General features: G+C 70.8%; 22 protein-coding genes and 2 pseudogenes. 12 read left to right on the forward strand and 12 right to left on the reverse strand.

The window, feature by feature from the left end:
- Positions 1–84: pseudogene (locus tag ABZ656_RS44140) on the forward strand (UMP kinase); the annotation flags it as partial.
- A 42-nt stretch (positions 85–126) separates the two neighbouring features.
- Here the strand turns inward: ABZ656_RS44140 and ABZ656_RS44145 are convergent.
- The 3 genes from ABZ656_RS44145 to ABZ656_RS44155 form a co-directional block, all read right to left on the reverse strand.
- Entirely contained in the window at positions 127–1,584 is a 1,458-nt protein-coding gene (locus tag ABZ656_RS44145; RefSeq protein WP_360276309.1) for a catalase, read from the reverse strand.
- 294 nt (positions 1,585–1,878) lie between these two features.
- Positions 1,879–2,805, reverse strand: coding sequence for a 2-hydroxy-3-oxopropionate reductase (locus ABZ656_RS44150; RefSeq protein ID WP_360276312.1), 927 nt, complete (start codon positions 2,803–2,805; stop codon positions 1,879–1,881).
- 44 nt (positions 2,806–2,849) lie between these two features.
- Positions 2,850–3,707 carry a TIM barrel protein gene (locus ABZ656_RS44155; RefSeq protein ID WP_360276315.1) on the reverse strand — a complete coding sequence of 286 codons (858 nt, stop codon included), beginning with the start codon at positions 3,705–3,707 and terminating at the stop codon, positions 2,850–2,852.
- A gap of 170 nt (positions 3,708–3,877) precedes the next feature.
- Here ABZ656_RS44155 and ABZ656_RS44160 point away from each other — a divergent pair, with 170 nt between their 5' ends.
- The 7 genes from ABZ656_RS44160 (at position 3,878) to ABZ656_RS44190 (ending at position 9,676) form a co-directional block, all read left to right on the forward strand.
- Positions 3,878–4,129, forward strand: coding sequence for a hypothetical protein (locus ABZ656_RS44160; protein WP_097286782.1), 252 nt, complete (start codon positions 3,878–3,880; stop codon positions 4,127–4,129).
- Entirely contained in the window at positions 4,126–4,494 is a 369-nt protein-coding gene (locus tag ABZ656_RS44165) for a helix-turn-helix domain-containing protein (protein WP_101401685.1), read from the forward strand. The genes ABZ656_RS44160 and ABZ656_RS44165 overlap by 4 nt, the downstream gene beginning before the upstream one ends.
- Positions 4,495–4,627: 133 nt before the next feature.
- The gene (gene uraD / locus ABZ656_RS44170; protein WP_360276319.1) at positions 4,628–5,143 is read left to right on the forward strand and encodes a 2-oxo-4-hydroxy-4-carboxy-5-ureidoimidazoline decarboxylase; all 516 of its coding nucleotides are present in this window, start codon (positions 4,628–4,630) and stop codon (positions 5,141–5,143) included.
- Entirely contained in the window at positions 5,140–5,538 is a 399-nt protein-coding gene (uraH, locus tag ABZ656_RS44175) for a hydroxyisourate hydrolase (protein WP_101401687.1), read from the forward strand. Before uraD ends, uraH begins: the two co-directional genes overlap by 4 nt.
- 5 nt (positions 5,539–5,543) lie before the next feature.
- Positions 5,544–6,491, forward strand: coding sequence for a factor-independent urate hydroxylase (gene pucL / locus ABZ656_RS44180; protein WP_101401688.1), 948 nt, complete (start codon positions 5,544–5,546; stop codon positions 6,489–6,491).
- 132 nt (positions 6,492–6,623) lie between these two features.
- Positions 6,624–8,012 carry an 8-oxoguanine deaminase gene (locus ABZ656_RS44185; protein ID WP_360276323.1) on the forward strand — a complete coding sequence of 463 codons (1,389 nt, stop codon included), beginning with the start codon at positions 6,624–6,626 and terminating at the stop codon, positions 8,010–8,012.
- Positions 8,013–8,278: 266 nt separating this feature from the next.
- Positions 8,279–9,676 (forward strand): nucleobase:cation symporter-2 family protein, encoded by a 1,398-nt coding sequence (locus ABZ656_RS44190; RefSeq protein ID WP_360276326.1) that lies wholly within the window; start codon positions 8,279–8,281, stop codon positions 9,674–9,676.
- A 66-nt stretch (positions 9,677–9,742) separates the two neighbouring features.
- Here the strand turns inward: ABZ656_RS44190 and ABZ656_RS44195 are convergent, their stop codons facing one another.
- Together ABZ656_RS44195 and ABZ656_RS44200 are read right to left on the reverse strand one after the other, a co-directional pair.
- A complete protein-coding gene (locus ABZ656_RS44195) occupies positions 9,743–10,570 on the reverse strand; it encodes a chitosanase (RefSeq protein WP_360276329.1) in 828 nt (275 codons plus the stop codon).
- Positions 10,571–10,727: 157 nt separating this feature from the next.
- Positions 10,728–12,134, reverse strand: coding sequence for an MFS transporter (locus ABZ656_RS44200; RefSeq protein WP_180362372.1), 1,407 nt, complete (start codon positions 12,132–12,134; stop codon positions 10,728–10,730).
- Positions 12,135–12,339: 205 nt separating this feature from the next.
- Between ABZ656_RS44200 and ABZ656_RS44205 the strand changes: the two genes are divergently transcribed.
- On the forward strand, positions 12,340–12,741 hold the full coding sequence (locus ABZ656_RS44205; RefSeq protein WP_101401691.1) for a helix-turn-helix domain-containing protein: 402 nt from the start codon (positions 12,340–12,342) through the stop codon (positions 12,739–12,741).
- Positions 12,742–12,762: 21 nt separating this feature from the next.
- Here ABZ656_RS44205 and ABZ656_RS44210 read toward each other — a convergent pair.
- The 4 genes and pseudogenes from ABZ656_RS44210 to ABZ656_RS44225 all read right to left on the reverse strand — a co-directional run.
- A pseudogene (locus tag ABZ656_RS44210) lies at positions 12,763–12,879 on the reverse strand (thioesterase); the annotation flags it as partial.
- An 86-nt stretch (positions 12,880–12,965) separates the two neighbouring features.
- On the reverse strand, positions 12,966–13,595 hold the full coding sequence (locus tag ABZ656_RS44215; protein ID WP_101401692.1) for a hypothetical protein: 630 nt from the start codon (positions 13,593–13,595) through the stop codon (positions 12,966–12,968).
- A gap of 72 nt (positions 13,596–13,667) precedes the next feature.
- A complete protein-coding gene (locus ABZ656_RS44220; protein ID WP_101401693.1) occupies positions 13,668–14,267 on the reverse strand; it encodes a histidine phosphatase family protein in 600 nt (199 codons plus the stop codon).
- A gap of 90 nt (positions 14,268–14,357) precedes the next feature.
- Entirely contained in the window at positions 14,358–15,566 is a 1,209-nt protein-coding gene (locus ABZ656_RS44225; protein WP_101401694.1) for a pyridoxal phosphate-dependent aminotransferase, read from the reverse strand.
- An 85-nt stretch (positions 15,567–15,651) separates the two neighbouring features.
- Between ABZ656_RS44225 and ABZ656_RS44230 the strand changes: the two genes are divergently transcribed.
- Positions 15,652–16,287, forward strand: coding sequence for a helix-turn-helix domain-containing protein (locus ABZ656_RS44230; RefSeq protein WP_360276334.1), 636 nt, complete (start codon positions 15,652–15,654; stop codon positions 16,285–16,287).
- A gap of 103 nt (positions 16,288–16,390) precedes the next feature.
- Positions 16,391–16,777: a hypothetical protein gene (locus ABZ656_RS44235; protein ID WP_360276337.1), complete on the forward strand. Its 387-nt coding sequence runs from the start codon at positions 16,391–16,393 to the stop codon at positions 16,775–16,777.
- Positions 16,778–16,951: 174 nt separating this feature from the next.
- On the opposite strand, the gene ABZ656_RS44240 is transcribed toward ABZ656_RS44235, so the two are convergent.
- The 3 genes from ABZ656_RS44240 to ABZ656_RS44250 are packed head-to-tail and all read right to left on the reverse strand — an operon-like array spanning position 16,952 to position 20,578.
- Positions 16,952–17,767: a hypothetical protein gene (locus ABZ656_RS44240; protein ID WP_101401697.1), complete on the reverse strand. Its 816-nt coding sequence runs from the start codon at positions 17,765–17,767 to the stop codon at positions 16,952–16,954.
- Positions 17,767–19,032: a VWA domain-containing protein gene (locus ABZ656_RS44245; protein WP_360276341.1), complete on the reverse strand. Its 1,266-nt coding sequence runs from the start codon at positions 19,030–19,032 to the stop codon at positions 17,767–17,769. Before ABZ656_RS44245 ends, ABZ656_RS44240 begins: the two co-directional genes overlap by 1 nt.
- Positions 19,033–19,081: 49 nt before the next feature.
- Positions 19,082–20,578 carry an IucA/IucC family protein gene (locus ABZ656_RS44250; protein WP_360276344.1) on the reverse strand — a complete coding sequence of 499 codons (1,497 nt, stop codon included), beginning with the start codon at positions 20,576–20,578 and terminating at the stop codon, positions 19,082–19,084.
- A gap of 104 nt (positions 20,579–20,682) precedes the next feature.
- Between ABZ656_RS44250 and ABZ656_RS44255 the strand changes: the two genes are divergently transcribed.
- The gene (locus tag ABZ656_RS44255) at positions 20,683–22,206 is read left to right on the forward strand and encodes an IucA/IucC family protein (RefSeq protein ID WP_360276347.1); all 1,524 of its coding nucleotides are present in this window, start codon (positions 20,683–20,685) and stop codon (positions 22,204–22,206) included.
- Positions 22,207–22,297 lie beyond the last annotated feature (91 nt).

Here is a 22,297-nt window from a genome sequence, read left to right on the forward strand (position 1 = left end):
GGCAAAGGCGCGGGCCGCTTTCTGCTGAAGCTTTCCGGCGAGGCGTTCGCCGGCGGCGGCGGACTGGGCGTCGACCCCGACGTGACCGGGCCGACCTCCCGTCTGGCCCGGTGACGCGGTCAGGGGTCAGTCCTCGCGCAGGGCGTGGACCGCTTCCGCCACGCGCCGGCCGTACTCCGGGTCGGCGGCGTGGAAGTGGGCGAGGTTCTTCTCGACGACGTCGTCGCGGGAGACCTGTGCGAGGCCGCCGGCGATGTTCGCGATCAGCCGGGACCGCTCCTCGGCCGACATCAGGCGGTAGAGCTCGCCCGCCTGGAAGAAGTCGTCGTCCTTGGTGTGGAGGGGAGCCTCGTGGGCGCCGGTCCAGCCGGCGACGGCCAGCGGGGCCGACAGCGGGCGGCCGGTCTCGGCCGGGCCGCCGTAGGAGTTCGGCTCGTAGTTCTTGGCGGCGCGGCCCTGCGCGTTGGACGCCATGAAGCCGTCGCGGCCGTAGTTGTCCGCGGTCGTGGCCTTCGGCGCGTTCACCGGGAGGTGGGTGTGGTTGACGCCGAGGCGGTAGCGGTGGGCGTCCGCGTAGGCGAACAGCCGGCCTTGGAGCATCTTGTCGGGGGAGGGGCCGATGCCCGGAACGAAGTTGTTCGGGGAGAACCCGGCCTGCTCGACCTCGGCGAAGACATTGTCGGGGTTGCGGTCCAGGACCAGCCGGCCCACGCGCTGGAGCGGGAAGTCCTTGTGCGGCCACACCTTGGTGAGGTCGAAGGGGTTGAAGCGGTAGTCCGCCGCCTCGGCCGCGGGCATGATCTGGACGTAGAGGGTCCAGGACGGGCGCACGCCCCGCTCGATCGCCTGGAGCAGGTCCGTCTGGTGGGAGTTCGGGTCCTTGCCCGCGATCTCCTGCGCCTGCTCGGTGGAGAGGCTGCGGACGCCCTGGTTCGTCTTGAAGTGGTACTTGACGAAGAAGGCCTCGCCCCCGGCGTTCGTCCACTGGTAGGTGTGCGAGCCGTAGCCGTTCATGTGCCGGTACGAGGCGGGGATGCCGCGGTCGCCCATCAGCCAGGTCACCTGGTGCGTGGCCTCGGGGGCGTGCGCCCAGAAGTCCCAGACGTTGTCCGGCTCCTGCTTGCCCGTGAACGGGTCGCGCTTCTGGGAGTGGATGAAGTCGGGGAACTTGAGCGGGTCCTTGATGAAGAAGACCGGGGTGTTGTTCCCGACGAGGTCGTAATTCCCCTCCTCCGTGTAGAACTTGACCGCGAAGCCGCGCGGGTCGCGGACCGCGTCCGCGCCGCCCAGGTTGTCGGCGACGGTGGAGAAGCGCAGGAAGACCTCGGTGCGCTTGCCGACCGTGTTCAGGAAGTCGGCGTGGGTGAATCCGGTGACGTCGTCCGTGACCTCGAAGTGGCCGTACGCGCCGGAGCCGCGGGCGTGCACCACGCGCTCCGGGATGCGCTCGCGGTTGAACCGGGCGAGCTTCTCCAGGAGGTGCTGGTCCTGGAGGAGGAGCGGGCCGCCTGCGCCGGCGGTGGCTGAGTTCTGGTTGTCGGCGACCGGAGCGCCGGACTCGGTCGTAAGCACGCGCTTCGACATCGTGGACCTTCCATGCGAGGGGCAGCGGAAACCGACTTCCGCTTTGTGGAGCCTAGGTTTGGGGCGCTCTGAACGTCAACAGTTTGTTGAAATGGGTTGGGTTCCGGGTGGCGCCACCGCCTGGGCGCGACAGGACAGGTGTCAGCGACGACACCACCCGGAAGTCTCAGTACCGCCCCGGAGTCCTCGGGGCTGCGCCCGGCATACCAGGCCGCGCCCGGGGCGTCTGATCGCGCTCGACGCATCCGGCCGTGCCCGAGGCGCAAGGGCCGCGCCCGGCGTGACCGGGCCGCGTCAGGGCTGTGCGCCCGAGAGGCGCTCCACGGATCGCAGGAGGGCCGAGTGGTCGAGGCCGCCGTCGCCCTGGGCGCGCAGGGAGGCGACGAGCTGGGCGACCACGGAGCCCACCGGCAGCGCGGCGCCGACCGTGCGGGCGGCGTCCGTGACGATGCCCATGTCCTTGTGGTGCAGGTCGATGCGGAAGCCCGGCTTGAAGTCGCGGTTCAGGAAGTTCTCCTTCTTCCGCGTCAGTACGGTGGAGCCGGCGAGCCCGCCGCCCAGGACGTCGAGCGCGGCCTTCAGGTCCACGCCGGACTTCTCCAGGAAGACCACGGCCTCGGCGCACGCCTGGATGTTCACGGCGACGATCAGCTGGTTCGCGGCCTTCACGGTCTGGCCGGAGCCGTGCGGACCGCAGAGCACGATGGTCTTGCCGAGCGCCTCGAAGATCGGCTCGGCCTCGTCGAAGTCGGCCTGCTCGCCGCCGACCATGATCGACAGCACGGCCTCGATCGCCCCGGCCTCGCCACCGGACACGGGAGCGTCCAGAACCCGGATGCCCTTCGCGGCGGCGGCGTTCGCGAGGTCCACGGAGGTCTGCGGGGTGATCGACGACATGTCGATCAGCAGCGCGCCGGACCTCGCGTTCTCCAGGATGCCGTCGGGGCCGTACGCGATGGCCTCGACCTGCGGGGAGGCGGGCACCATCGTGATCACCACGTCGGCGTCCCGTACGGCCTCGGCGATCGAACCGGCGGCCGTACCGCCCGCGGCGGCGAGGCGCTCCAGCTTGTCCTGCTCCAGCGTGAACCCGGTGACGTCGTACCCGGCCTTGACCAGGTTCTCCGACATGGGGGAGCCCATGATGCCGAGACCGATCCAGGCGACCGCCGGGCGGGTCGGACGGTTCGGGCGGGAGGAATCTGCAAGGGTGCTGCTCATGAGGATGCCTCTCTGACTGCTGTGATACATCGATGAGTTGCCGCTCAGCGGGCGGCCCGGGCCTCGGCCGGCAGCCAGCCGAAGGCCGCCGCGCTCGGACGGTCGCCCGGCTTGTACTCCAGGCCGACCCAGCCCTCGTAACCCGCCTTCCGCAGCCGGCCGAGCAGGTCCTCCAGGGGCAGGGTCCCGGTGCCCGGGGCGCCGCGGCCGGGGTTGTCGGCGATCTGTACGTGGCCGGTCTTCGCGGCGTACCGATCGATCGCCGACGGCAGGTCCTCGCCGTTCATGGACAGGTGGTACAGGTCCATGAGGAACCTGGCGTTGCCGAGGCCGGTCGCCTCGTTGACCCTGTCGACGACGGCGACTCCCGCCGGGGCGCTCACGAGGGGATAGAGCGGTGACTCGGGCTGGTTGAGGGTCTCGATCAGGAGGATCGCGCCGATCCGGTCGGCGGCCCGTGCCGCGAGGACCAGGTTCTCCAGTGCGAGCGCGTCCTGCTCGGCAGCCTCCACGCCCTCGACTCGGTTGCCGTAGAGCGCGTTGAGGGCCTTGCAGCCCAGCGACCGCGCGAAGTCGGCCGCCACGCCGATGTTGGCGCGGAACCTCTCCGACTCCGCGCCGGGGATCGACAGCGCGCCCCGGTCGGGACCGGGCAGCTGTCCGGCGTAGAAGTTCAGCCCCGTGAGCTGGACGCCCGCGTCCTCGATCGCCTTCTTCAGGGCGTCGAGTTCGGACCGCTCGGGGGTGGGGGAGTCGACCCAGGGCCACCACAGCTCGACCGCGGTGAAGCCCGCCGCGGCGGCGGCCGCGGGGCGCTCCAGGAGCGGGAGTTCGGTGAAGAGGATCGACAGGTTGACGTTGAAGCGTTGCTCGGTGGCTGTGCCCCATTCGGAACCCGGCATGTGGCTCGGCGCTCCCTTCCGTGTCGAGACGTTCGTCGGCGAGAGTCGGGATGTCATTGAATTCCGTATTGCGGAAGTTAGTTTCTGCTTAATGGAAGACTGCCGTCGGGCGTCGAGGCTTGTCAAGAGGGGGCTGCCGGAAAATCGGCGCCGCGCAGTAGGTTGAGCGCGTGCGATTGAGAGTGGAGTTCACGACCGAGCCCTTCGACCTCGACGAGGCGCCCCCGCACGCGCTGGTCGCCCGCGAGGTCATCGAGGCGGCCGAGCTGGACGCCGTGGACGTCGGCCCGTTCGGCAACACCGCCGAGGGGGAAGCGGACGCGGTGCTCACCGCGGTCGACGCGCTGCTGCGCCGGGCTCTGGCGGCCGGTGCCACCAGGGTCTCGCTGCAGGTGAACGCGGTCGGGGAGGGTGATAAGTGACCGGCATCGGAGACGACCCCTTCGTCGCGGCGGTCAAACCGCTGGTCGATGCCATGGGGGGCGAGATGGTGGCGCCCGACGAGGCCGGCCCCGACGATGTCGTGCTCTCCTGGGAGGGTGCGGACGTGGTCGCCGTACGGCTGCCGCAGCTGGCCGACTCGCTCGATCACATCCTGGCCGCTCTGGAGCGCAAGCAGGGCAAGCCGCTGGCCGACCTCGACCGCAAGTCCAAGCAGGAGGTCGTGCGGGTGCTCGAGGCCCGCGGAGCCTTCTCGGTGCGGCACGGCGTGGAGACGGTGGCGAGTGCGCTGGGTGTCAGCCGCTTCACCGTCTACAACTACCTGAACCGCGAGAAGGAGGCCTGAGCGCCGGGCGTCGGTGGTTGCCTAGCGCCGGGCGTCGGTTGTTACCTCGATTTTTCAACAAAGTGTTGACGTGGTGTTTCCGAGGGCGTTAGCTAGCCGCAGCCCGTCCAGCACAAGGCCACGGAGGCTTCCCGTGACTTCGAGTACGACACCCGGCGGCCTCGCCCGGTTCAACGCCCTGGAGGAGCACGCGGCCCACGCCGCCCTCCAGGAGGCGTGCGCCTCGACGGCCTGGGTGCGCACCCTGCTCGCCCGCCGCCCGTACGCCACCCCCGACGACCTCTTCGCCGCGAGCGACGCCGTCATGACCGAGCTGACCGCCGAGGACCTGGCGGAGGCGATGGCGGGGCACCCGCCGATCGGGCGGCCGAAGCCCGGGGACCCCACCTCCTCCCGGGAGCAGCGCGGCATGGCCGGCGCCTCCGCGGAGCTCAAGGAGGAGATGCTCGAACTGAACCTGGCGTACCAGGAGAGGTTCGGCCATGTCTTCCTGATCTGCGCCACCGGCCGGACCGGCGAGCAGATGCGCGACGCGGTCAAGGAACGGATCGGCAACTCGCCCGAGCAGGAGCGCGAGAGCGTCCGCTCCGAACTGGGCAAGATCAACCGCATCCGGCTGGCCCGTCTCGTGGAGGAGGAGAACGTATGAGCACCGACACCACCGCATCCGTGTCCACGCACATCCTGGACACCAGCGTCGGACGCCCCGCCGAGGGCGTCGCCGTCCGGCTCGCGGCCCGCGGCGGCCGCACGGCGGACTGGCGGGAGCTCGGCGGCTCCGCGACCGACGCGGACGGGCGGTGCAAGAACCTCCCGGCGCTGCCGGAGGGGACGACCCACGTACGGCTCGACTTCGAGGTCGAGGCGTACTTCGAGAAGAAGCAAGCCGATGCGCAGCAGGACGCCCCCGCGAATCGGGACAGCGGTGCGAGCGGAGCGTTCTTCCCCGAGGTGACGATCACCTTCGCCGTCAGGCCGGGGGAGCACTACCACGTACCGCTGCTGCTCAACCCGTTCGGCTACTCCGTTTACCGAGGGAGCTAGCAGAAATGACTGACAATTCCCACCGCGGCCGCCCTGTGATGCTGGGACAGAACCAGTACGGCAAGGCTGAGAACCGCGTCGTGAAGATCACCCGCGACGGCGCGACGCACCACATCAAGGACCTGAACGTGTCCGTGGCGCTGAGCGGCGACATGGAAGAGGTCCACTACTCGGGCTCCAACGCGAACGTCCTGCCGACGGACACCACCAAGAACACGGTGTACGCCTTCGCCAAGGAGTACGGCATCGAGTCCGCCGAACAGTTCGGCATCCATCTGGCCCGGCACTTCGTGACCTCGCAGGAGCCGATCAGGACGGCGCGCATCCGCATCGAGGAATACGCCTGGGAGCGCATCGAGACCTCCGACGCCAACTCCAGGTTCATCGGCGCCGACGACGTCAAGCACTCCTTCGTGCGCAAGGGCCAGGAGACCCGGGTCACCCAGATCACCTATGACGGCTCGTCGTGGGAGGTCGTCTCGGGGCTGAAGGACCTCGTCGTGATGAACTCGACGAACTCCGAGTTCTGGGGCTACGTCAAGGACAAGTACACGACGCTCCCCGAGGCGTACGACCGCATCCTGGCCACCCAGGTCTCCGGCCGCTGGCGCTTCAACTGGACCGGCGACGAGCAGAAGATGCCCAACTGGGAGAAGTCCTACGACCAGGTCAGGAAGCACATGCTCCAGGCCTTCGCGGAGACCTACTCCCTGTCGCTGCAGCAGACCCTGTACCAGATGGGCTCGCGGATCATCGAGAACCGCGGCGAGATCGACGAGGTCCGCTTCTCGCTCCCCAACAAGCACCACTTCCTCGTCGACCTGGAGCCGTTCGGGCTCGAGAACGACAACGAGGTGTACTTCGCGGCCGACCGGCCCTACGGACTGATCGAGGCCACCATCCTGCGCGACGGCTGCGAGCCGCACATCCCGGTGGACCTCACCAACCTCTGAGCCCACTTCTGTACCAACCTCCGAGGCCTTGGCGAAGGCCCCTCCATCGGCACCCGTGGCGTCGACAGCCGCGGCACTCAAACCTCCTAGGGTCCTGCCGTGCCCACCCCTCGAAACGAAGAAGGACGCACCATGGCAGCATCGGCAGAAGACCGGCGCATCGTCATCGAGAACTGTGCGATCGCGACGGTGGACGCGGGCGACACCGAGTACGCATCGGGCCATGTCGTCGTCGCGGACAACCGCATCGAGTCGCTCGGCGCGGGCAGGGCCCCGGAGGGCCTGGAGAACGTCGTACGCCGCATCGACGCCACGGGCCACCTCGTGACCCCCGGCCTGGTCAACACCCACCACCACTTCTACCAGTGGATCACCCGCGGCCTGGCCACCGACCACAACCTCTTCAACTGGCTCGTCGCGCTCTACCCGACCTGGGCGCGCATCGACGAGCGGATGGTGTCCGCCGCGGCGCAGGGCTCCCTCGCCATGATGGCCCGCGGCGGTGTCACCACCGCCATGGACCACCACTACGTCTTCCCGCAGGGGTCCGGCGACCTGTCCGGCGCCATCATCCGGGCCGCCCGCGAGATGGGCGTCCGCTTCACCCTCGCCCGCGGCTCCATGGACCGCAGCGAGAAGGACGGCGGGCTGCCCCCGGACTTCGCCGTCGAGACCCTCGAAGGCGCCCTCGCCGCCACCGAGGCGACCGTCGACGAGCATCACGACCCGTCCTTCGGCGCCATGACCCAGGTGGCCGTCGCGCCCTGCTCGCCCTTCTCCGTCTCCACCGAACTCATGCGTCAGGGCGCCGAGCTGGCCCGCCGCAAGGGTGTACGACTGCACACGCACGGCTCGGAGACCGTGGAGGAGGAGCAGTTCTGCAAGGAACTGTTCGGCATGGGCCCGACCGAGTACTTCGAGTCCACCGGCTGGCTCGGCGAGGACGTGTGGATGGCGCACTGCGTCCACATGAACGACTCCGACATCGCCGCCTTCGCCCGTACGAAGACCGGTGTCGCCCACTGTCCCTCGTCCAACGCCCGTCTCGCGGCCGGCATCGCCCGCGTCCCCGACATGCTCGCGGCCGGCGTCCCGGTCGGCCTCGGCGTCGACGGCACCGCCTCCAACGAGTCCGGCGAACTCCACACCGAACTGCGCAACGCCCTCCTCATCAACCGTCTCGGCGCCCATCGGGAAGCAGCCCTGAACGCCCGTCAGGCGCTGCGTCTGGGCACCTACGGCGGAGCCCAGGTCCTGGGCAGGGCGGCGGAGATCGGCTCCCTGGAGCCGGGCAAGCTCGCCGACCTCGTGCTGTGGAAGCTGGACACCCTGGCGCACGCCTCGATCGCCGACCCGGTGACCGCGCTGGTCTTCGGCGCGGCGGCCCCGGTCACGCTCTCGCTCGTGGGCGGCGAGCCGGTGGTGGAGAACGGCCGGCTGCTGCACGTCGACGAGGACGCCATCGCCCGCGCCACGCGGGAGGAGGCGCAGCGCCTCGCGCGGATCGCCGCGGAGGCCTGACCGCCGTACGCAATCTCCTTGGGCCGTGAGGCACTTGGACCCGTCCGGCACTTGAACTCCGGCCGAGGGGGACGGCCCTCGGCCGGTAGCCGTGGACCCGAGCGGGGTCCACGGCGGCCGTCTCCGGGGCGTGCATGGACATGCGCGCCCCGGAACGGTCACCGTCGCCCCTTTTGGGGCGTTCCGTCCCCCGGTCCCGCACGACCGCGCACCACCTCCTGAAACCCACGTCAGAGCCGACGTGTCACCCGCCCGGAGGAGCCGCCGTGACCGCCCACCCCGTCGACGAGAAACTGCCCGCACTCAAGATGGCCACCACGGGTCTGCAACACGTGGCCGCCATGTACGCCGGAGTCGTCGCCCCACCCCTGATCGTCGGCGCCGCCGTCGGTCTGTCCCCCACCGAGCTGACCTTCCTCACCGGCGCCTGCCTGTTCACCGCGGGCCTCGCCACCTTCCTCCAGACCCTCGGTTTCTGGAAGATCGGAGCGCGGCTGCCGTTCGTCAACGGCGTCACCTTCGCGGGCGTCGCCCCCATGACCGCCGTCGTCGCCTCCACCAAGGACAAGTCGGACGCCCTGCCGGTCATCTTCGGCGCGGTGATGGTCGCGGGCGTCCTGGGCTTCGTCGCAGCCCCCTTCTTCAGCAAGGCCGTCCGCTTCTTCCCGCCCGTCGTCACCGGCACCGTCATCACCCTCATAGGTGTCTCGCTGCTGCCGGTCGCCTTCGGCTGGGCGCAGGGACCCGATCCCGCGGCGCACGACTACGGTTCGCCGACCTACCTGGGCCTCGCGGCGGCCACGCTCGTGCTCGTGCTGCTGCTGCGCCGCTTCACCCGCGGTTTCGTCAAGCAGATCGCCGTGCTGCTCGGCCTGGTCATCGGCACGCTCGTGGCGATCCCGTTCGGTGTCACGGACTTCGGTCCGGTGACCGAAGCGGACGTGGTCGGCTTCCCGACGCCGTTCCACTTCGGCGCCCCGCAGTTCCAGCTCGCCGCGATCCTCTCGCTGTGTGTGGTCATGGTGGTCTCGATGACCGAATCGACCGCGGACATGCTGGCGTTGGGCGAGATCGTCGAGCGTCCCGCCGACGAGCGGACCATCGCGGCGGGCCTGCGCGCGGACACCCTCGGCTCGGCCCTCAGCCCGCTCTTCAACGGCTTCATGTGCAGCGCCTTCGCGCAGAACATCGGGCTGGTCGCGATGACGCGGATCCGCAGCCGGTACGTCGTCGCCACCGGCGGCGGTTTCCTGGTGCTGATGGGCCTGTGCCCGATGGCCGCGTCGCTGATCGCCATCGTACCGCGCCCGGTCCTCGGCGGGGCAGGCGTCGTCCTGTTCGGCTCGGTCGCGGCCAGCGGCATCCAGACCCTGGTCAGGGCCGGCCTGGAGAAGGACAACAACGTTCTGATCGTCGCCGTGTCGCTGGCCGTCGGGATCATCCCGATCACCGCGCCGGACTTCTACCACGCGTTTCCCCAGACCGCGCGGATCGTCCTGGACTCGGGGATCTCCACGGGGTGCGTGGCGGCCGTCGTGCTCAACCTCGTCTTCAACCACCTGGGCCGAAACCGGGACGACGACGAGGTCACGGCCCCGATGGAGCCGGGCGAGGAGATCGTGGACCGGCGCACCGGTCCCGGCCCCGCGGTGGTGGGCGCGTAGCGGTCCGGGTCGGGATCCGCGCCCCGGGGGCCGGATGATCCGCGCCCCGGGGGCCGGGTCTCGGTCTCAGCCGATGTGGTAGCTGTCCCCGTACACCTTCCAGTTCAGTGGCGGATCGAGATTCAGGTTCCGCTTCTGCAGGAACACCCGCTGTTCGGTGTCGACCCGGGTCGTGTCGGAGTGGGCCTCCTCCTGCTTCATCGCCCAGACGCGCGCGTCGAGGAAGGCGTTCAGATACGTCACCTCGTCGCCGCCCTGGGTCGGCGGCTTGGCCTTGGCCAGGGCACGCCTGCGGATGTTGCTGAAGCTGGTGCTGTCGCTGCCGTCGCCGTGCATCACGATGGCGTCGTAGTAGGTGAACTGGCCGAGGACGCCGATGCCGTCGGTCTTGCCCTGGGCGACGGCGGGGTTGAAGTAGACCCGGTCCCGCTCGTCGTTCTGGGCCTGCTGGAACGCGGTGTCCTGGGCGGCCTTGCGCCAGTCGGCGGGGAAGCCGGGGTCCAGGCCCTGGTGCGAGTCGCTGCCGTTCACCTTGCGCAGGGCGGGCAGGTACTTGGCGAGGACGTTGCCCGGCTTGCGCTGGGTGTACAGCTCGACCAGGTCCAGCATGTCGCCGGTGCCCGAACAGAAGCCGATGATGCCGGCCGTGTAGCCGCGCCCGTCACCGATGTCCTCGATGTACTTGTACTGCGCCTTCCAGTCCAGCGAGGAGTTCTCCGCGCTGGAGACCAGCTTCATCGCGATCTCCTTCTTCGCCGGGTCGTCCAGACCGCCGGAGGCGGCGGCCTGGGACCGGGTCGCGAGGAGGGGGCCTGCCACCAGCGAGGCTCCGATCAGCGTGAGCAGTGTGCGCCGCGAGGTGTGGAGCCGGGGATGTATGTGGGGGGTGTGCACGGTACCTCCGATGAGGGGAGTGTTGCGTCCACGTACTGTTAGGAAAGTTTCCTACCAGAGATTGCGGACGGCGTACACCCGTGCAACGAGACCGAGTTGGCGCTCCCTCCACGGCTGCCGGGTGCCCCTGGCGCAGGGTCTGAGCCGGCAGTCCTGGTCAGGACCGGTTGCGAGCGGAGAGGCGCGTCGTCAAGGGCGCGGGCCGGGCGGTGGAGACGTGCGGGGCGTGTCCCCGTCCCGGTCGCAGGATCGCCGCCGCCAGGACCAGGGCCGCCAGCGCGATCCCCGTGGCCACCGTGAACGCAAGCCGGTATCCGTCCGCCGTGGCCGCCACGGCCCCCTCACCCCCGCCGGTCAGACGCTCCGTACGACTCGCCGCCAAGGTGGTCAGCGCGGCCAGCCCCAGCGAACCACCCACCACCTGCGTGGTGCTGAAGAGCCCGGAGGCCAGTCCCGCGTCCTCCTCCCGGGCGCCCGTCATGGCGAGCCCCGTCACCGCGGGCATCGCGGCCGCGAAACCGGCGGCGAGCAGCAGCATCGCCGGCAGCACGTCGGCGACGTACGAGCCGTCGGTCGGGGCCCGGCTCAGCAGGGCCATGCCCCCGGTGATGAGGACGAGCCCGGCGAGCAGCACCCGGTACGGTCCGAACCGGGCGATCGTCCGCGCGGACAGGGTCAGCATCAGCACCCCGATCGCGATCGGCGCCGGGAGGAACGCGGTGCCGGTGGCCAACTCGCTGTACCCGAGGACGCGTTGGAGGTAGAGAGCACCGATGTACTGGAAACCGAACATCCCCGCGACCATCAGGATCTGCACCCCGTTGGCGCCGCTCAGGGCGCGGGAGCGGAAGAGCCGCAGCCGCAGCAGCGGACGGGCGGCCCGCGCCTGACGCAGGACGAAGCCGGCGTAGAGACCGAGCGTGACCACGGCCAGGGTGAGCGTGGTCCCCGGATTCCGGTCGCCGGCGCCGACGATCGTGTACACCGTCAGCATCAGCGCGCCCGTGACCAGGGCCGCCCCGGGGCAGTCGGCGCCCTTGCCGAGCCCGGCTCCCTGGTCCGGGGCGAGGATCCGGATCGCGGCGAGCCACGCGACCACTCCGATCGGCAGGTTGATCAGAAAGATCCAGTGCCAGCCGACCGTCTGGGTCAGCGCACCGCCGAGGAACGTGCCGAGTGCCCCGCCCGCCGCGCCGACCGCACTGAACACCGCGATGGCGCGGGCCTGTTCACGCGGTTCGGGGAAGAGCGCGACCAGCATGCCGAGGACGACGGCCGAGGTCATCGCCCCGCCGACACCCTGCAGGGCGCGGGCGGCGACCAGCAGGCCCCGGCCGGTGGCGACCCCGCACAGCACGGACGCCGCCGTGAACAGCACGAGCCCGGCGGCGAACATCCGCCTGCGCCCCACGAGGTCACCGAGCCGGCCCACGAGCAGCAACAGCCCGCCGAAAGGGATCAGATACGCGTTCACCACCCAGGCGAGCCCCGGCCCCGAGAACCCCAGATCACTCTGGATCGCGGGCATCGCGACGGTGACGATGTTCCCGTCCAGGATCGTCATCAGGGTGCCCGCGCACAGGACGACGAGCGAGGCCCAGCGGGAGTAGGTTCGGGGTACCGGCGGCTCGGACGGTGACTCGGTCCGGAACGGCATGACGACGACCTCCACGTACGCGACCGCGTATACGACGCGTTTCCATAGGTGCACGACTTGTAACGGGGTACATCGTGAGTGACCATGGAGATCGGTATAAGGAGGCACCTCAATGTCCCAAGGGAACACCGGTGTTACCCCGCAGGTCGTGCACGCGCAGGCCTGCCCGGTCCGCGAGGTTCTTGACAGGGTCGCCGGGAAATGGAGCGTTCAGATCATCGTGGCCGCCGCGCACGGCCCGATCCGTTTCACCGAACTGGAGCGCAGCATCGAGGGCATCAGCCGCCGCATGCTGACCCTCACGCTGCGCAATCTGGAGCGCGACGGACTCCTCACCCGTACCGTCCACCCGACGGTCCCGCCCAAGGTCGAGTACGAACTCACGCCGGTGGCCGCCGAGTTGCACGCCACTCTGCTGTCCCTGACGGACTGGGCGGAGCGGCACCGGGTCACGATCGCCGAGTCGCGCGCCGCCTACGACGCTCAGCACAGCCCGGAGCTGCTGGACGCGTAGACCGTGCGCCGCGCGGTGGTCTCAGTGGCCGAAGACGCCCGGGTCGGCGGCCAGCGCGCGGAAGTACACGCGGGGGTCCGCGACGAGCCTGCGCTCCTTGAGGTCCAGCAGCCCACCCACCGCGGTGAACTCGGCGGCAGCCACGGCATTCCCTTCTTCGGCCGTGCGTACGACGGCCGGAACGGACGCCACCCTGCTGAGGAGTGGAAGGGGATCGAGGGACCTCATGCCCGCCGGGGTGAGGCAAGCACATACCGCGCTCCCGTACGCGGCTCCGTGTGCTCGCCGACCTGCCAGCCGGCCTTCTCCAGCGTCGCCGCGCATGCCCGCAGCGCCTCGACGTCCGGCTCGCGCACGGCGACGGCCTCCGGCTGCGGAGTCGCCCGCACCCGATAGCCGGGGCCTTCCCCCGCCGCGGGGTCGTGCCCGGCGGCCTCCAGGGCGAGCGCGGCGGCCTGCACCAGATGCGTACGCTCCCAGCCGCACGGACGGTCCACCGCCCCGTCCCTATTGGTCATCCGCCGCAGCTCCAGCAGCCCCTGCCAGGCACTGTGCACCTCACGTGTGCGGGAGGAACCGCCAACGGCGTTCTCCTCGCCGCCGATCCGCGCGGTGAACACGCCCGAGTCGGAGGTGGCGGCGGGAGGCTCAGGGGCCGCCGCCGGCTCGGGCGTCTCGCGTGTCCGGTGCCCGGCCGGCGTCAGAAAGTGGGCGTGCGGCGGCCGCGGATGCCGGAAGGCGAGCCCCCGCTTCACCAGCGCGGCGAGCTGCGCGTCCGTCCCCTTCAGCCGCCCGGTCACCGGGTCCGCCGCATCGATGACACGCCGCTGTGCGACGGTCGGCGGTCGTGTCATGACGGCACTCCTTTCCGCAGCCGAGGGACGACGCTCCCGATGGACCGACTCCATCCCCGGCCCACTCGAAGACTACGACGGGGGTCTGACATTCCAGCCGGCGACGACATGCCGCCGATGCTCGGTGCTGAGCCGGCTCACCGTCCCGGTGGCGAGCTGGAACAACGCGCCGTCCGAAGCCCGCAGCCCCAGCCGCCGCGCGGTCAGCACCCGCAGAAAGTGTCCGTGGGAGAAGAGGACGACACTGCCCTCCGCCTCGGCGAGCGCCGCGTCGACCTTGGAGAGCATTCGCTCCGCCCGCGCCCCGACCTGCTCCGGGCTCTCCCCGGGATGCTCCGGCGGCCCCGGTGCGACGCCGTCGTCGAACAGGAACCAGTCGGGCCGGGTCCGGTGGATCTCCACGGTGGTGACCCCTTCGTACCCGCCGTAGTCCCACTCGCACAGGTCCGCGTCCACCCGCGCCCCCTCGACCCCGGCCAGCCGCGCCGTCTCCCGCGCCCGCTGCATGGGGCTCACGAACGCCGCCGCGATGTGGTGCGAGGAGACCAGCGGGGCCAGCCGCTTGGCCTGCTGGCGGCCGTTCTCCGTCAGCGGGATGTCGGTCGATCCGGTGTGCCGCCCGGACAAGGACCACTCGGTCTCGCCGTGCCGCACGAGGAGCAGGTCACCCATGGCCGACACCCTTCTCCGGTCCTGTCACTCCCTCCGTACGGTGTCATCGCCCCGGGAGGTCCGCAGGTCGGAGTGCGCCATACGGCGGCCCTACTGCCGATACCCGCCCAGGAACCGGCCGATCCGGCTGATCGCCGCGTCGAGGTCGTCGGCGTGCGGGAGGGTGAGGATGCGGAAGTGGTCGGGGCGGGGCCAGTTGAAGCCGGTGCCCTGGACGACCTGGATCTTCTCGCGGAGGAGGAGATCCAGGACGAACTTCTCGTCGTCGTGGATCTTGTGTACCTCGGGGTCGATGCGCGGGAAGGCGTACAGCGCGCCCTTGGGCTTGACGCAGGAGACGCCCGGGATCTCGTTGAGCTTCTCCCAGACCCGGTTGCGCTGTTCGTGGAGGCGGCCGCCGGGCGCGGTCAGTTCGTGGATGGACTGGCGGCCGCCGAGCGCGGCCTGAATGGCGTACTGGGCGGGCGCGTTGGCGCACAGCCGCATGGAGGCCAGCATGGTCAGGCCCTCCAGGTAGTTGCGGGCGTGCTGCCTGGGGCCCGTCACCACCAGCCAGCCCGAGCGGAAGCCCGCCACCCGGTATGTCTTGGACAGGCCGCAGAAGGTGAGGACCACCAGGTCGGGGGCGAGCGCCGCGGCCGAGTGATGGACGGCGTCGTCGTAGAGGATCTGGTCGTAGATCTCGTCCGCGAAGACCATCAGGCCGTGCCTGCGGGCGAGGTCGAGGATGCCCTCGATGATCTCCTGGGGGTAGACCGCACCGGTCGGGTTGTTGGGGTTGATGATGACGACCGCGCGGGTGCGGTCGGTGATCTTCGACTCCATGTCGGCCAGGTCCGGGTACCAGTCCGACTGTTCGTCGCAGAGGTAGTGGACCGCCTTGCCGCCCGCGAGGGTCGTGACGGCCGTCCAGAGGGGGAAGTCCGGGGCGGGGATGAGGACTTCGTCGCCGTCCTCCACCAGCGCCTGGACCGCCATGGAGACCAGTTCGGAGACGCCGTTGCCGAGGAAGACGTCGTCCACGCCGACCTCCAGACCCCGTTCCTGGTAGCGCTGGGCGACCGCGCGGCGGGCGGAGAGGATGCCGCGTGAGTCGGTGTAGCCGTGCGCCTGCGGCAGCATCCGGATCATGTCCTGGAGGATCTCCTCCGGCGCCTCGAAACCGAAGGCCGCGGGGTTTCCGGTGTTGAGGCGCAGCACGCTGTGGCCTGCCGCCTCCAGTGCGTCGGCCTGCTCGATCACCGGGCCGCGGATCTCGTAACAGACCTCGCTGAGCTTGCTCGACTGCCGGAACTCCATGCGCTGTGCCCTCCGGTTCGTGGTGTTGCTTGGTTTTACCAAGTGAGTGCTTGGAAAGTCCAACAACATGTCTAGACTGCGTCGCATGTCACCTCGCCGAAGCTACGACCAGTACTGTTCCGCGGCCCGCGCGCTCGACGCCGTCGGTGACCGCTGGACCCTCCTGATCGTCCGCGAGCTGCTCGGCGGCCCGCGCCGCTACACCGATCTGCACGCGGATCTGCCGGGCGTGAGCACGGACGTCCTCGCCTCCCGGCTCAAGGACATGGAGCGCGACGGACTGACGACCCGGCGCCGGCTGCCGCCGCCGGGCGCCGCGTACGTCTACGAACTCACCGGCCGGGGACGGGAGTTGCTGCCCGTACTGCAGGCGCTCGGCGAGTGGGGCGCGCCCTCGCTGGGCGAGCGCGGAGCCACGGACGCCGTACGGGCGCACTGGTTCGCGCTGCCGCTGCTGCGGGGCCTGGCGGGGGAGGACGCTGCAGGGCTGGTCGAAGTCCGCCTGGAGGAGGGTGAGTTCCATGTGTGGCTGGGCGCCGAGGAGGGGCCCGTGTACGGGGACGGGCCCGCCCCGCAGGAGCCGGACGTCCGGCTCGGCCTCGACACCGGAACCTGCACGGATGTGAGCCGCGGGACCTCGACCCTGCTGGACGCGGTGCGTGACGGACGTATCGAGGTCACCGGGGAGAGCACCCTCGCCAAGGTGCTGCGCGGGGACTGACGCGGTACGGGCCCCGTAGTCGTCGCGTGCCGCTCGCGCCAGACACTTCCAGCGCGTTCGAAATCATTGCGGACGGCGGGGCGGCCACCACAGGGTGGCTCGCATGCGTATCAAGAAGTCCCTGGCGGTGCTGTTCAGCGCCGCGGCGCTCGCCGTCGGCCTCGGCACCACTGCCGCGCCTGCCGCTTCGGCGGCGGGCGGGTGCTGGTACAGCGGGAGCCACTGGTGGTGCAACAACCGCTCCGGCGCGCCGGTATACGGCTACAAGGACCTGGCCCGGTTCTATCCGGACTCCAGCCGTATCGTCGGCTACATGTACTCGAACCCCAGCTGGTTCGAGTGCCGTTACGACGGCGGCAATCCGGACGAGTACGTGGGGGGCCCGCATCCCTACCGCTGGGAGTGGACCGAGGCCGACAACGGGGAGTACGGCTGGATGAAGGACACCGCCATCGGCAGCGAGACCAACACGCTTCCGGCCTGCTGGTAACGCACGACGCACGACGCACCACGCACCACGCACCACGCACCACGCACAACGCACAACGCACAACGCCCCAGCACCTCACCGGACCGGAACCCGGGCGGGGGACGAGGCCCGCCGTGCCGAGGGGGCACGGCGGGCCTTCGCCGTCATGGAGCCGTCACGGACGCCTACGTGTGCCTAGGCGCCCGGCGGCACCCGGGAAGGCCGCCCGGACCCGCGGGTCAGCGCGTACCCGCCGATGCCCGCGAGCGCCGCGAGGATGCCGCCGATCGCGGTCCACACCCAGCGGTCGGACCACCAGCCGGAGGCCCATCCGTCGTCGGGCTCGATGGACGACAGCGCGGCCGTCGACGAACCGGAGCCGGAGTCGGACTTCTCGGCGCTCGTCGCGATGCCCGGCACCAGCGGCTTCGCCAGCGAACCGTCCACCGCCGCCGCCCCGCCGATGTCCTTGGAGTCGACCTTGACCTCGGCCCCGATCGGCAGACCCAGGTCGGAGGCCTGGAGCCCGGTGACGGTCAGCCGGACGTAGTACGTGCCCGGCAGCGGGTCGTTGGCCCAGGTCTCCGACCAGGAACGGACCGTGCGCAGGGTGCAGGCCAGTTCCACGGTGGCCGCGTCCTGTGCCGCCGTCCGTGTCTGTGCCCCGTACTGGCAGGCCTGGCGGCGTCGCAGCCCGTCGTAGACGTCGAGCTGCCAGGTCTGGCCGGCGTGCCGCGTGGAGGCCTCCGGGAGCTTCACCGTCGCCTTCACGGTGGGCCGCTGCCCGGCGTCCGCGGGGAACGACCAGTACAGGTAGTCGCCCGTGGACCCGCTGGCGGTGGCCGGCTGGCCCTGCTTGATCTCGGTCGCCGTACGGAACGACGTGCCGGCCTGGGTCGGCGCGGCGCTGTCGCCCGAGGGGCTCGCGGAGGGCGAGGAGTCGGCCACGGCGGGTGCCGCGGCGATCCCGAGCAGCAGCAGGGCGGTGCTCAACACTCTTCTGACACGCATCAGTTGGTCCTCCAGACCGCGATCCGCAGGCGCGAGACCCAGCCCCACAGCACACCCGCAAGGAAGCCGGTGAGCACGAGGGCGCCGAGCAGCCACCAGCCGCGGCCGAGGCCGAAGGAGGCCACGTCGCTCGCCTGGTCCGGCCCGTCCACGACGTCGACCGTCAGCTCCACCGGCATGCCCGGCGCGGTCTTCACGCCGCTCGCCGCCGAGAAGGAGTTGGACACCTGAAGACACACTGTCTCGGCGGGGGCGTTCTCGTCGTCGCTCTCGGCCTTGGGATAGCGCAGACCGGTGGAGATGACGTCGGTACGGCCGTTGCCCGCCGCCTCGCCGCGCACGATCTCACGTCCGTGCACGGTGACAGCGCGCAGCAACACCCCGTAGTCCGGGTTGACCTCGCGGTCGGCCGCCACGCTCACCGAGGCGCGCAGCTCCTGGCCCGGCTTGACGTCCACGCGGTAGTAGCGGTGCTGCCCGAACTCCTCGCGGTCCGTGTACAGCCCGGACTTCAGCGTCGGGGCACTCGTGCAGGCGGTGGCGCCCTCCACGGCGACCGGCGTCACCACCGGGTCGGCGGCGCGCTTCACCAACTGACCCACGCGGTCGGTGAGTTCTTCCTTGTGCTGGACCGAGGTGTACGTGCCGCCGGTCGCGTCCGCGATGCAGCTGAGCTGATCGCGGGTCTTGGCGTCGGGCACGAGCCCGAGGGTGTCGATGGTGAGCCCGATGCCCTTGGCGGCGATCTCGCGGGCCACCTCGCAGGGGTCGAGCGGCTGGCAGGTGTCCTCGCCGTCGCTGATCAGCACGATCCGCCGGGTGCCGTTGCCGCCGTCGAGGTCGCCGGCCGCCTTGAGCAGCGCGGGACCGATCGGCGTCCAGCCGGTGGGCGTGAGGGTCGCGACGGCGGTCTTCGCCTCCGTGCGGTCCAGTGTGCCCACCGGGTACAGCTGGGCGGTGTCCTTGCAGCCCGTCTTGCGGTCGTTGCCGCGGTAGTTGGCGCCGAGGGTCCGTATGCCGAGCTGGACCTCCTCGGGTGTCGCGTCGAGCACCTCGTTGAACGCCTGCTTCGCCGCGGACATGCGCGACCCGCCGTCGATGTCGTGCGCCCGCATCGAACCGCTGACGTCCAGCACGAGTTCGACCTTGGGAGCGGCCTGCTCCGCCGTTTCGTCGGCGACCGCTCCGGTCGGGAAGGCGATCCCGGCCGTCAGGGCGGCGAGCAGGGCGCAGACTCCTGCCGCCAGCCGTTGTCTTGTGATCATCGCCGGATCCTATTGATCAAAGGTGCCGGGCTTCAAAACGATCTACGAACTATTGGGTGGCGAACGGGTTGGGAAGCTGCGCCCAACTGTCCCCGGGAGTCTCGGGAGACAGTCGCATCAAGGTCAATGCCTTGGTCGGCAAGGGCTCTTCGAGCAGCGCAGTCAGGTCCGGGGTGCGCGGCAGATCCCGTACGACCGTCTCCAGGACCTCCCGCAGCACCGCCGAGGATCCCGCGGTCGCCCCCAGCGTGCCGCCGATCAGCGAGCCGAACATCTTGCGGCGCAGGGTGGTCACGTCGTCCGTGACGATCCGTCCGGACAGCGCCGGCGCCGGGATGCCGTGCCGGGCCAGCCGGGCCGGGCTCACGCGGATGTCGGCCAGATCGCGGTAGACGAGCCGGACCGGGGCGCCGGTGGCGGACAGTACGACCAGGAGGTTCTGGCCGTGCGCCTCCAGGGCCACCCCAAGATCGAGCAGCCGCAGACAGACGGTGAGCGCGAGACTGGTGAAGTCGGCCAGCCAGGCGGCCGACCGGGGCAGCCCGGTGGTCGCGAGGGCGGCCACCGGCAGGACGCGCTCGCCCAGGTGCGCGTACACGTCCGGGGACTCGCGCAGCACCGCCGCCAGGTCGGGGGAGTGGGCCGTGACGGCGCCCAGGGTCCGGGTGACGTGCAGCAGGCCGTCCGTACGGGCCGCCATGTCCTCCGCGAACGCCGACACCGTCGCCGACGTCTCGATCGAGTAGACCGAGATGTCCCGCACGGAAGAGGTCAGCCGGGCGCTCAGCGCGGTCTTGATGTGCGGCCCGTCGGGAAGGGCGAGGGTGCGCAGCGACATCAACGGGTGCGCGGGGACGACCTCCTGGGGCGCGGTACGCAGGACATGCGCCGTCTGCCAGGGGTGGACCGGGATCAGGAAGCGGTCCTCGTCCCGCAGCCACTTGGGCCACTCGCCCCGGACCAGACAGTCGTCGACGGCCACCAGGCCCAGTTCCACCACCGGCCGGTGCTCCGGCCCGTACGCGAGCTGCTCGGCTACGGAGAAGCCGGGACGCGAACGGCAGTTGGGGTGGTACGGGTGTCCGTCGACCACCCGCTGCTCCCACTCCCAGCCGGTCGCGGGCTCCCGGACGGCGGCGGCCTGGTCGGCGCGCGAGAGGGCCAACGAGGCAACACTGTGGTCGAGTTCGGCCGCGAAGGCGGCGGCGTGGGGGACGGCGAGGCCCGTCATGAGCCGCGCCGGACGGTCGTACGCCGTGTCGTCCAGCCGGACCTCGGTGACGTACGCGGCGGTCGCGTACGGATCCGGGCGCGGGCCGTACAGCCTCCGGCCGTCGGTGAGGTGGAGCGTGAGCCCGCCGGCCCCCGGCTCGCGGCGCGCGATCCACGGCATGGGCTCATAGGCCAGCGCACGCCACAGACGGCTCAGCACGGCCGCCCTGGCGCCGGGGAGCCCGGCCGCGTACGGCGCCGAGAGGGCGGGGCGTACGGCGCTCAGCTCGTCGGCGAGCGCTGCCTCGGCGTCGGGCGCGGGGGGACGGTGCACGGTCGGGCTCCTTGGGTACGGGGACTGTGCGTCGCGGTCGCCCGCGCCGACAGACATACTGATCACCAGTGCACCGTATGGAACGAATGGATCGCGTGGACTCCATGCCCCCCAGGTACCTCAGGGACGACATAGAAGAGGCCGCCGACGCGTACGCCGCCGCGCCGCTGCTCAATTGTCTGCTGCGGGAGGTGGGGGAGCCCGCCGCGGACCCCGGCCGGGTCGCCGGGGGCTCCGGTGTGTTCCGGCTTCGCTCCAGTGGGCGGCTGCTGCGGGTGCGCAGGACGCGCAGGCCCGTGGCGCCCGAGGTGTACGCCGACGGGGCCTGGCACCGGCTCACCCACGCCGAGCTGGTCAAACTCACCGCCGAGGAACTGCGCGGAACCACCGGTCTGTCCAACCACGAGCTGCCCGCCGAGATGATCGACAGCCGGGACGCGGTGGCCGCGGTGCTCGCCGCCCGCCTGCACGCGACGCCGCCCGCGGACCCGTACATCCGCTCCGAGCAGTCCCTGATCACCGGGCACCCGTACCACCCCGCGCCCAAGGCCCGCGGCGGCGGCCCCGTCGCCGGCTGGCTGCCCTACGCGCCCGAGGCGTACGCCCGCTTCCCGCTGGAGCTGCTCGGTGTGCGGGAGGACGCGGTCGTCGAGGAGGGCGACACCTCGGCGCTGGACGACTTCGGGCCGTCCCCGGAGGGCTACCGGCTGCTTCCGGCCCACCCCTGGCAGCTCGACCTGGTCGGCGCCCGCCCCGAGATCCGGGAGGCCTTCGCGGACGGCCGGCTGATCCGCCTGGGCCGCGCCGCGCGCCCGCTGTGGCCGACGGCCGCCATCCGCACGCTCTACGCCCCCGAGGACGACGTCTTCGTCAAGTTCAGCCTCGATGTGCGCATCACCAACGACATCCGCCGGTTGTGGCGCCACGACCTGCTGAAACTGCGCCGTACCGACGAGGCGACAGCCGCCGCGTTCGCGACCACCCGCGCGGGCGCCGCCTGGCTGAGCGACCGCGGCTACCGCACCGCCGACTTCGCCTTCGAAGAGCTCGCGGTCCTCGTCCGCGACGGGCTGCGCGAGCACGTCGTCCCCGGCGCGACCCCACTCCTCGCCGCCGCCCTTGTCGAGGGCTTCGAAGGCAGCCCCCTCGACGGTCTCACCGACCCGTCCGCCTGGTGGACGGCGTACCTGCGACGGGTCGTACCGCCGGCGCTTGCGGCCTTCGCGCTGCACGGCGTCGTCATCGAGGCGCACCTGCAGAACACGGTGGTGGCGGTGGACGCCGACGGCATCCCCGTGCAGGCGCTGTTCCGGGACGCGGAGGGCGTGAAGCTGCTCACGGACGTGGACCGGCCCGCCGGATGGGAGCGGCTGGTCTACTGCCTGATCGTCAACAACGTGTCGGAACTCGCCGCCCTGCTCGCGGAGGACCACCCGGGCTGGGACCCGTGGCCCGCCGTACGGACCGAGCTGGCCCGGCACGGCCTGCCCGGGATCGCGCACGAGGTCGCGGAGCTGCTCGCCGCCCCCACGCTCCCCGGCAAGACGAATCTGCTGCTCCGCTGGACGGGCGCGGACGGCGCGGACGCCCGCTACCTCCCGCTGCCGAATCCGCTGGCGCGCGCCTAGGCCCTGTCGTCAAATTCCCGTCTGCCCCGCGACGCCATGCACGCACTCTCACCGCACCAGGCACAGACCCGAGTACGTCCAGTACGAGGGC

It is taken from the genome of Streptomyces sp. NPDC007095 (assembly GCF_040634475.1).
Lineage (GTDB): Bacteria > Actinomycetota > Actinomycetes > Streptomycetales > Streptomycetaceae > Streptomyces.

Bases quoted from the DNA above. Each gene is read 5' to 3' on its own strand.
- ABZ656_RS44240 (WP_101401697.1), bottom strand. From the start codon at position 17,767: ATGCGTGTCAGAAGAGTGTTGAGCACCGCCCTGCTGCTGCTCGGGATC.
- ABZ656_RS44185 (WP_360276323.1), top strand. From the start codon at position 6,624: ATGGCAGCATCGGCAGAAGACCGGCGCATCGTCATCGAGAACTGTGCG.
- pucL (WP_101401688.1), top strand. From the start codon at position 5,544: ATGACTGACAATTCCCACCGCGGCCGCCCTGTGATGCTGGGACAGAAC.
- ABZ656_RS44150 (WP_360276312.1), bottom strand. From the start codon at position 2,805: ATGAGCAGCACCCTTGCAGATTCCTCCCGCCCGAACCGTCCGACCCGC.
- ABZ656_RS44200 (WP_180362372.1), bottom strand. From the start codon at position 12,134: ATGACGATCCTGGACGGGAACATCGTCACCGTCGCGATGCCCGCGATC.
- ABZ656_RS44230 (WP_360276334.1), top strand. From the start codon at position 15,652: ATGTCACCTCGCCGAAGCTACGACCAGTACTGTTCCGCGGCCCGCGCG.
- ABZ656_RS44245 (WP_360276341.1), bottom strand. From the start codon at position 19,032: ATGATCACAAGACAACGGCTGGCGGCAGGAGTCTGCGCCCTGCTCGCC.
- ABZ656_RS44155 (WP_360276315.1), bottom strand. From the start codon at position 3,707: ATGCCGGGTTCCGAATGGGGCACAGCCACCGAGCAACGCTTCAACGTC.
- ABZ656_RS44205 (WP_101401691.1), top strand. From the start codon at position 12,340: ATGTCCCAAGGGAACACCGGTGTTACCCCGCAGGTCGTGCACGCGCAG.
- ABZ656_RS44215 (WP_101401692.1), bottom strand. From the start codon at position 13,595: ATGACACGACCGCCGACCGTCGCACAGCGGCGTGTCATCGATGCGGCG.
- ABZ656_RS44225 (WP_101401694.1), bottom strand. From the start codon at position 15,566: ATGGAGTTCCGGCAGTCGAGCAAGCTCAGCGAGGTCTGTTACGAGATC.
- ABZ656_RS44145 (WP_360276309.1), bottom strand. From the start codon at position 1,584: ATGTCGAAGCGCGTGCTTACGACCGAGTCCGGCGCTCCGGTCGCCGAC.
- ABZ656_RS44235 (WP_360276337.1), top strand. From the start codon at position 16,391: ATGCGTATCAAGAAGTCCCTGGCGGTGCTGTTCAGCGCCGCGGCGCTC.
- ABZ656_RS44255 (WP_360276347.1), top strand. From the start codon at position 20,683: ATGCCCCCCAGGTACCTCAGGGACGACATAGAAGAGGCCGCCGACGCG.
- uraH (WP_101401687.1), top strand. From the start codon at position 5,140: ATGAGCACCGACACCACCGCATCCGTGTCCACGCACATCCTGGACACC.
- ABZ656_RS44220 (WP_101401693.1), bottom strand. From the start codon at position 14,267: ATGGGTGACCTGCTCCTCGTGCGGCACGGCGAGACCGAGTGGTCCTTG.